Here is a 9059-nt window from a genome sequence, read left to right as displayed (position 1 = left end):
GAAGAAGCAATAAGAGGTATTCTTTTAATAATAGTTTTATAGTGGGACTGGTTGGTAGTGGACTTTGAGAGTGAGTGAAGGATGACATCTTTTCATGATAATCATGGCAGATAACATTCCATCAAATGGTGAATTGCAAGAGAAAGCACTTTACAATATTATACAGCATTTACCATTGGATAAGGCGGATTAAAAAAAGGTTATAGTGTTGATAATATAATTGAAAGAGCTGAGGATATTGCCAATCTAGATAGTTCATGCCGGAAGGCAATTGCCGAAAATCTCTCGGTAATAAAAACCGTAATAAAAGACAGACCTGAACTGGGTAAAGCATGAATTTCAAATATGAGTTGGGAAGATACTGATGGTGATGGAAATCCGGATCATAATCCTAAAGGAATGCAAGCTTGTACATTTGAAAGAGACAATCAGGTGTATATCTTTTAGAGGAAAGCATGCCGGATCAAGGAGGGAGTAGAGCTTGTAGGATATTTGGTAGATACATTTATAGTAAAGTATATTAAAGAGTATTTTGTATATATGTTGGAATATGTAAAAATTGATTGGGATGAGTTTAACCGAACACAGGCTAAGCATAATGAGCAATATAGTAAGAGACAAAGATTTAGAGGATTTAAAGAAATATGAAGTATACGGCACCTCCGACTTTGGAGCAGTAGCAATAGACTATTCCAAAACAAAAGAACTTGTGAATATACTTGATGAAATGAATGACTTGGTGGAGGGTAGGATACTGCCTGAAATGGAAGATATCGCAGACAGTTTAAGGAAATTGAGTTTTTGGAGAGTGAATGTTAGAGAATGGAGGCTAAGTTTGTAGCCGGTATGTATGGAGGAAAGTGATATAGAAACAGGATGAAAAATAGAAGGAAAAATTCGGCAAATTTATTTAAGACAGAAAAGAATATAGCAGATGACATGGAATAAATAACATAGACTTGGAGGATTATATATGGGGAGAATTTTAAAGTCAACGAAGCTTATGGCTGTAGCGTTAAGTGTATGTATGCTATGTAGCGGTATAGTTCTTGGAACTATCGCAAATACAGAGATTCCACAAAATATTAATACAGCTAATAATTATCAGATTATTGAAAGTGACAAGTCATATAAAGTGGTGTCTACTAAAGATATAGCTGTAGTGAACTTAGATGACGGAGTAAAGGTAAAAGGAAAGAAAGCATACTATGCCGGGAAGATAATAACACTTCCGAATGAACATTTTTACATGACAGGGTTGGATGATGCCAGAAACGGATTAAAATCAGGAAAGTATGGTGCATACATAGTAATACCTGCCACATTTTCAAAGGCGGTGGAGAGTATAAACAATGATCCACAAAAAGCCACAATAAAATATACGGTTAATGCGGATAATAATGACGCATCACTTGCAAGTATTGTAAATGATATAAATTCATTTGCATCTGTTGTAAGTGAAAATATAACATTTATATATGTGAGTGCAATATTGGAAGAGTATCATAGAGCTCAGGACAATACAAAGGTAATACTAAAAAACGACAGTATAGACCTTGACAATATAAACAGCATATCTCCTGAAAGTTTATTGGGCAGATATGAGAATGTTAAAGAAAATAATATAGATTTTAAGCCTTCAGATATAGATTTGGATAAATATAATATAGAAAATGAAAATATAGTTGATTCGTTTTCAAGGGAACTAAGAGAAGCCAAGGAAGAAAATGAAAGAAACTTTGATAATATAAAGAGAGAAGGGGAAGAAGTAAGAACAGGTACAGACAGTTTTGGAAGATTTTTTGAAAGTCTGACACCACTGAGGGATAATTCCGGAAACAGTGTATATTCACATGGACTTACAAATATTGAAAGACTTTTAAGCGGTCATAATGACAGGTTAAATTCATCTTTTAATATGTTTGATGAGATATTTAAGAGACAGAATGAACAGACAAAGAATGCCTTGCAGGAAGAGGCAAATGTGCACCTTGCTTCAGAGTCAAACGCACTACGTAGTCGAATTAATCTCGAAATAAGCAGCATCATAGAAAACAGCTATAGAAGAATTTTTGAACAGGAGTATCAAAATATACAAAGAAGCGGTATGGAGCTTATGAGGCGATATATCGAAAATGTGATAATGCATGAACTTGTTATGGATACAGAGGAGAGGGAGTATCTTCTCTCAAAGCTTGCTACCGCATCAGATGCAATCATGCGTGAAAATATAAATACGGCAACAATGTCCAATGCAATAAACAGTATGACGGATAATATTGTGCCTACATTTAATATAACAATGAATCCTTTTATCGGGTCAAATACATATTTGACGGGACTCAATACAGCAGCTGAAACAGATTTTAATACAATAAAAACAACATTAAATTTCCCGATAGAGGAACTGAATGATGCATTTAGAAATGATATAGAAGATGTAATAGATAATTCGGTATCAAATATGTCGGCAGAGATAAATGAAAAGATAAGAGATTTTAATGATGTACAAAGAAGATATATAAATTTGCTGGATGACTACAATCCATACACACATCTTAATGACAGTTATATGTCAAGAGCTGCAAATGAACTTGAGAGAAGTACCGGTATGGTATTATCCGAGTTTAGAGATAAGCAGATGGATGATGAGAAAAAGGTTTATGACATCATGAGAGTAAGTGATGAAAATATCAGAATGTATGATGAAAGTATAGGTAAAGCCTATGACACTACAATGAAGAATGTGATAGATGTTGTAAATGAGCTTAGAAGTAAAAAGGAAAGTACTAAGTCAGAAAACAGTGAGCTTATGAATGATTTTTCAGATAAGCTCTCATATACAAGGCTAGGCAGTATAGGAAATAAGGATGCATATAACTTTATATCAAGCCCTGTAGAGATATCACCGAATGATGACAGCAGCGTAGAAGTACAAAGTGACTATATGTACAATATGCCGTCAAAGAAGAAAAGCATTTTAGATAATAAATATACAAAAGGGGCTATATCTGTCGGAGCGATAAGCTTTATTGTATTGCTGGCACTGGTGATAAATATATTGTTTAAAAGAGAAGATTAAGCCTAAAAGAGGTAATTTATGCAACTGGATTTGGATACTAATGTTCTTAAGGTAAGGGACCAAAGTAATAAAGTGGCCCTTACTGATCAGTATCCCGATATCAATATTTTGACCAAAGAAAGTAGGGAAAAACTTGAAAATCGGGAGCTTGATAAGAATAGAAGATATGATGAGCTTATAAATAATTTGACACTTACCGTCAATGATGAACAGTTACCTAAGGAGCTTGTACAGCGAGAGATGAGAGAACTTAATATTTTCACCTCAAAGGCAGACTATTACAATTTGACATATAAAGATGAAAAAACTATAAGTCCAATATTTTCTATAATATTTTTAATATTTATGGGAAGCATTGGGCTTCTTTTTGCATTGAATCATGGAAAGAGGAAACAGCATGCACATTGATTTTACACTACAAATAGATGATAAAAAAATAGATTTAAGTATGAACAGCAAGCAGTGCATAGGTGAGATAACAAAAGACGTCCTTGTATTGAGAAAAGATTTACTCTCCGACTATTACCTCTCATGTATGCAACAAAGGATGATAAGTGCGTATAAAACATTGGAAGAGGAAAATATAAAAAACGGTGACAGATTAGTGGCGGTAAGGAGATGATATGATTGAAATAAAAGTAAAAAACATTGATTTAAATATTGAAAAAGAAATCAGATTTCTTTTGGCAAATGAGAATAAACATTTATTGGATTGCGAAATAGAAGAGACGGATGATGAGTGTATATTCAAGTTTGATGATGAAGGACTATATGGGTTTGAAACAGTAGATGTACTCAGTAAAGAAGAGAAGTACAGGCTTTTGGTTAATATAGCGGATATAGAGGAATTAAGTGAGGAATACTGCTTTTGCCTTTCACCTTCAAATATAGTATATGACATAAATCTTGTACCGAAAATTCTTATTAGAGACAAAAGAACTAAAGAGTCTGATTTCTATATTCAATATAAAGCACTTGTTTCAAGCGTACTCTACAATAAATATACTTTTGAACAGTATATCGGTGGAAGTGCAAAGGTTCCTGAAAAGAGTTTTATAAAAAACATAGATGACACAAAAAGTTTGAAAGAAGAACTGCTGAAAAGATATTTAAAAGAGAGAGAAACAAACATTAATACTAAGGTGCAGGTAAAGAAGTCAGAATACAAGAAATTAAAGCTTTCAATACCGATTACAGCTCTTATAGCTGTGGGAATACTTATATATGGTATTTTTGTACAATTTGTAAGATTGCCATATAAAGAAAAACTGATAACAGCCTACGGAAGTTATATGAGTTCGGATTATATAAAGGTTGAAGACACTCTACAGAGTATAAAAATTGAAAAGCTTCCGAAGGACGTGAAGTATATATTGGCAAGATCATATATATTTACGGAAGGTTTGACTACCGAGCAAAGAGATAATTTACTTGAGTATACCGATATTAATATAGATACAAATATATTTGATTTTTGGATAGCACTTGGAAGATGTGAATTTGATACGGCAGAGGATATTACAAAGAAGATAGGTAACAATGAATTTTTGTTATTCACATATATCAAGCATAGTGCATATCTAAAAGCCGATGTAAACATAACAGGAGAAGAAAAAGAGAGTGCTATAAGTGATTTGGATAAAAAGATAAAAGAGTTGAGTGAATCAATGGGGGTAAATAAGCAAGAATGAATACATTGATCCTTTATAATAATAAAAAGTGTATTGAAATTTCATATGATAAAGATGATATTGATAAAAATAAAGCTATAGAACTTGCATCTGATTATGGAATATCGGGTGGTGATATCGGATTTTTTTTGTTGAATACGAGTAAAACTGATTATAAGTATGATCAAAAAATATTAAAGATAGGTACAGATGAGTTTTGTGATATTTTAATTAAAGCCGATAAAAAGATATTGGTCGTTATTTGTGACGGAACTTTAAAAGTCATATATGGCAGTGTGTATATTAACGGAGCAATATGTGAGAATGGAGCATATGAACTTTTTGAAGGCGACAGTATTTTTATATCCGGTGTAAAAGTCGACTATTGCAAAGAGAAAATATCAATAACAGGAAATATACTGAATTCAAGTTTGAATCAGTCTTTGAATATAAATTCGTATGATAAGCTTGAAAGTGAGTATAGAAGATCGCCAAGAATATATATGGATATGCAGGCGGAGTCTGTAGAGATAAAGAGACCTCCAAACAAGCCTGCCAAAGATAAGAATGCTATATTAAAAAGGATTGCCGCACCGGCTCTAACATTAGCGATTACTGTAGGAGTAGGTATACTGTTAAAAAGAGGTATATTCATACTTATGTCGGCAGGAATGATGGTTGCTACAATAGTTGTATCTATAGTTACAGGTATACAAAGTGTTAAGGAGAGGAAAAATCAGGAAAAAGAAAGAACCGATAACTACAATAAGTATTTGTTGAATAAGCGAGGAAGTTTATACAGACTTAGAAAAAAACAGATAGAGTCGTTAAAATTTAATTATCCGGATATGAAAGCTATAGAGACACTTTGTGATAATTATTCCAACAGAATTTATGAAAGAGATTCCAATGATATAGATTTCCTTAATATATCAGTAGGTACTTCTGATATGAAACCTTTATTTCAAGTAAAATATGAAGAGAATATGGAAAATTCAGGTGAAGCATTGTATGAAGAAATGCTGAAACTGGGAAAAGAGTTTTCTATAATAGAAAATCTTCCATATGTTATAGATCTTAAAAAGACACATCTTGGATTGGTAGGAGAAAGAAAGTATGTATATGAGCTGCAAAAGGCAATAATAAGTCAGCTTTGCTTTTTTCACAGTTATCATGATTTGGAAATTATACTTATAACAAATGAGGACGGAGGTAAAGTCTTTTCAAATTTGTTTTGGTATCCACATCTTAGACTACATGGTGTAAATGTGAGTACACTTATATCTACAGGCAATCATGCGGAGCTTGTATTGGCAACTCTAACTACCATTTTAAAAGAGCGAAAAATGAAGTTGGAAGAAGAGAGAAAGGAACTTAGGTTTTCACCACATTTTGTATTTATATTAGATGAGCCGATATTTGTAGTGAATCACAGTATAATGGAATATTTACAAATGAGTGGTGAAAAACTCGGATTTTCTCTGGTATACAGTGCAGCCAAGCAGGAGAGTCTGCCTGATTATATAAAGACTGTTATAAAGGTGGATGGAAATGAATATGCGAAGATAGTGCTTAATCAAGGCTTCCTCATGAATAAGGATATAAAGCTGTATGATATAAAAGGTACAGATATGGAAAAACAAGCCAGAAGACTCTCAGGATTAAAGCATGTCAAAGGGGTATTCAGTCAAATACCTGACAGTATCAGTTTTTTTGAAATGTTTAGTATTAAGAGATTGGACGAACTTAATATAAGAAAAAGGTGGGAAGAAGCCTGTATTTATAAGTCCATGGCAACTCAAGTGGGTGTAAGAGCAAAAGATGATATAGTATATTTAAACCTGCATGAAAAGGCACACGGACCGCACGGACTTGTAGCCGGTACTACGGGCTCCGGAAAGTCTGAGATATTACAAACAATTATATTATCACTGTCTGTAAATTTCTCACCTGAAGATATCGGATTTTTACTGATAGATTATAAAGGTGGAGGAATGGCAAATCTGTTTAGAGATTTACCTCATTTACTGGGAACAATTACAAACCTTGACGGTAGTGAGAGCATGAGAGCTTTGGCTTCTATTAAAAGTGAGCTTGGTAGAAGACAGCGAATATTCAATGAATCAGGAGTTAATAATATAAATGATTATACAAAATTGTATAAGTCAGGAAAAGTAGCTATACCATTGCCACATTTGTTGCTTATTTCAGATGAATTCGCAGAGTTGAAACATGAACAGCCTGAGTTTATGGCGGAGCTGGTTTCAACATCCAGAATAGGTAGAAGTTTGGGTGTACACCTTATATTGGCCACACAAAAACCGTCAGGTATTGTAGATGACCAGATTTGGAGCAACTCAAAGTTTAAGCTTGCGCTGAAAGTTCAAGATGTGGCAGACAGTAAAGAAGTGATAAAGACTCCGGATGCCGCACAGATAACCAATCCCGGTCGTGCATATTTACAGGTTGGTAATAATGAGGTTTATGAGCTTTTTCAATCTGCTTTCAGCGGTGCATATTTTGATGAAGAGACGGAAGGGGAAGGATTTGACAGGAGAGTTTACAGAATAAACAATCTGGGGCAAAGAGAACTTATAAGTGAAGATAATAATACTTCGGACAATAAGGCAAATACCACACAACTTGCAGCAGTGGTTGAATATATAAGAGATGTCTATAATGAAGGTGAATATGTATCGGTAGATAAAACATGGTTACCGTCACTACCTGAAGTTATAGTAAATAAGCATATAGATAAAGAAGTATTGAAGACTGTGGATGATAAGCTTGATATTATGGCGGAAACAGGTATTGTGGATATACCGCAAAACCAGAGTCAGATAGAATTTATCCATGATTTTTTAACAGACGGAAATATCGTTATATTCGGTTCACAAGGTGTCGGAAAGTCTGTTTTCTTGACTAATATAGCCATGACATTAGCCTTTAAAAACAGAACGGAGAGTCTGCATTATTATATCTTGGACTTTGGTAATTCAAGTCTTATACAATTAAAAGAGTTGCCACAGACGGCAGATTATATAAGTTTTGAAGATGAGGAAAAGCTGACAAAGCTTGTAAGGATTCTTGAAGAAGAAATAAAGCTTAGAAAAAGGCTTTTTGCAAAGATGAATGCAATAAGTTTTTCAAATTATAATGAAAAAGCCAAAGAAAAATTGCCTGCAATAATTATCTTTATTGATAATTATGATGTAGTGAAAGAACTAAGTATAGATTTGGAAGGATTTATAAATAAGCTTAGCAGAGACGGTGCAGGAATCGGAATATATATGGCGGTATCCGCTACCAGACAGGGAGCAATAAGATATTCGATTCTAAATAATTTCAAAAATAAGATTGCCGGCTATCTGTTTGATAAAACCGATGTTCTGGGAATAGTCGGAAGAAGCAAATATCAGTTACCTGAGATAAAGGGAAGAGCACTTATAAAGCTTGATGAGGTAAATATAATGCAGTGTTACACTCCTGTAGAGCTTGAAAATTATACTGAAAATATAGAAGCACTTATAGAAGAGCTTAATATGGCCAATCTCGGTAAAAAGCCGGACGGCATAAGGGTAATGCCGGAGATTGTAACTGTTGATATGGTATTGTCAGACAGCGCAGACAAACCGGGTATAGGACTTGATACAGATGAGATAGAAGTGCAAAGCCTTGAATTATGTGGCAATATCCACATGGTAGTAGGTAAGGAAGGCACGGGAAAGACCAATGTACTTAAATTGATTTTGGAACAGCTAAAAGAAGCCGAGGTATACATTTGTGACAGCGTCGGAAGTGAACTTGGCAGAGAGTATAAGGACATGGCCAAGTTTTACTTCAATAATGAAGCTGATTCAGGTGCATTTTATAAGCTTCTTGAGGATGAGGTGAATCGAAGGGTAAGTGAGTATGAAAGAGTAAAAAATGATAAGAGTTTGAGAGAGTTTTGTATGGAACTTACACAGGTAGTCATAGTGATAGACGATATAGAAAGATTTATTAACCTATGCAAAGACATAAGGACAGACTTGGAAAAACTTATTCCGAAGTTACTAGACTACGGTATTTCCATAGTTGAGGCTGTGACTCCGAATGAACTTCGTGGGTTTGATGATTTGACAAAGAAGTTGAAGGATATCAATTCAGGTGTGGTACTTGGAATACCTGATGAGCAGTCATTCATTCGTATGCCTGTAATCAGAAATTATAAGTTTGTGTCTGGAACCGGATTTGTATTCAAAGGTGGAGATATTAAAAAGGTAAAAATACCTTTAATTTAAAATTATTGTGGTGAAGGGAGAAGT

General features: G+C 34.0%; 6 protein-coding genes. All 6 read left to right on the top strand.

Annotation, left to right across the window (positions count from 1 at the left end):
• The first annotated feature begins 598 nt into the window (after nt 1-598).
• The 6 genes from HMPREF1495_RS13835 to essC all read left to right on the top strand — a co-directional run bounded on the left by HMPREF1495_RS13835 (nt 599) and on the right by essC (nt 9035).
• Nucleotides 599-841 carry a hypothetical protein gene (locus HMPREF1495_RS13835; protein WP_034211936.1) on the top strand — a complete coding sequence of 81 codons (243 nt, stop codon included), beginning with the start codon at nt 599-601 and terminating at the stop codon, nt 839-841.
• A gap of 132 nt (nt 842-973) precedes the next feature.
• On the top strand, nt 974-3082 hold the full coding sequence (locus tag HMPREF1495_RS03000) for a membrane protein (RefSeq protein ID WP_034211935.1): 2109 nt from the start codon (nt 974-976) through the stop codon (nt 3080-3082).
• Nucleotides 3083-3100: 18 nt separating this feature from the next.
• Nucleotides 3101-3490, top strand: a complete 390-nt coding sequence (locus tag HMPREF1495_RS02995; protein WP_034211934.1) for a hypothetical protein — start codon at nt 3101-3103, stop codon at nt 3488-3490.
• Nucleotides 3480-3704 (top strand): hypothetical protein, encoded by a 225-nt coding sequence (locus HMPREF1495_RS02990; protein ID WP_034211932.1) that lies wholly within the window; start codon nt 3480-3482, stop codon nt 3702-3704. The genes HMPREF1495_RS02995 and HMPREF1495_RS02990 overlap by 11 nt, the downstream gene beginning before the upstream one ends.
• Before the next feature lies 1 nt (nt 3705).
• Nucleotides 3706-4773, top strand: coding sequence for a type VII secretion protein EssB/YukC (locus HMPREF1495_RS02985; RefSeq protein WP_034211931.1), 1068 nt, complete (start codon nt 3706-3708; stop codon nt 4771-4773).
• A complete protein-coding gene (gene essC / locus HMPREF1495_RS02980) occupies nt 4770-9035 on the top strand; it encodes a type VII secretion protein EssC (RefSeq protein WP_034211929.1) in 4266 nt (1421 codons plus the stop codon). Before HMPREF1495_RS02985 ends, essC begins: the two co-directional genes overlap by 4 nt.
• Nucleotides 9036-9059 lie beyond the last annotated feature (24 nt).

The organism is Lachnoanaerobaculum sp. MSX33 (genome assembly GCF_000512995.1).
In the GTDB taxonomy this organism is placed as follows: Bacteria; Bacillota; Clostridia; order Lachnospirales; family Lachnospiraceae; genus Lachnoanaerobaculum.
Note: the sequence above shows the minus strand (reverse complement) of the source record. Positions and strands in the feature narration are given on the sequence as shown.

Excerpts from the sequence above, each read along its gene's own strand:
- HMPREF1495_RS13835 (WP_034211936.1), top strand. The coding sequence starts at position 599 with ATGAGCAATATAGTAAGAGACAAAGATTTAGAGGATTTAAAGAAATAT.
- HMPREF1495_RS03000 (WP_034211935.1), top strand. The coding sequence starts at position 974 with ATGGGGAGAATTTTAAAGTCAACGAAGCTTATGGCTGTAGCGTTAAGT.
- HMPREF1495_RS02995 (WP_034211934.1), top strand. The coding sequence starts at position 3,101 with ATGCAACTGGATTTGGATACTAATGTTCTTAAGGTAAGGGACCAAAGT.
- HMPREF1495_RS02990 (WP_034211932.1), top strand. The coding sequence starts at position 3,480 with ATGCACATTGATTTTACACTACAAATAGATGATAAAAAAATAGATTTA.
- HMPREF1495_RS02985 (WP_034211931.1), top strand. The coding sequence starts at position 3,706 with ATGATTGAAATAAAAGTAAAAAACATTGATTTAAATATTGAAAAAGAA.
- essC (WP_034211929.1), top strand. The coding sequence starts at position 4,770 with ATGAATACATTGATCCTTTATAATAATAAAAAGTGTATTGAAATTTCA.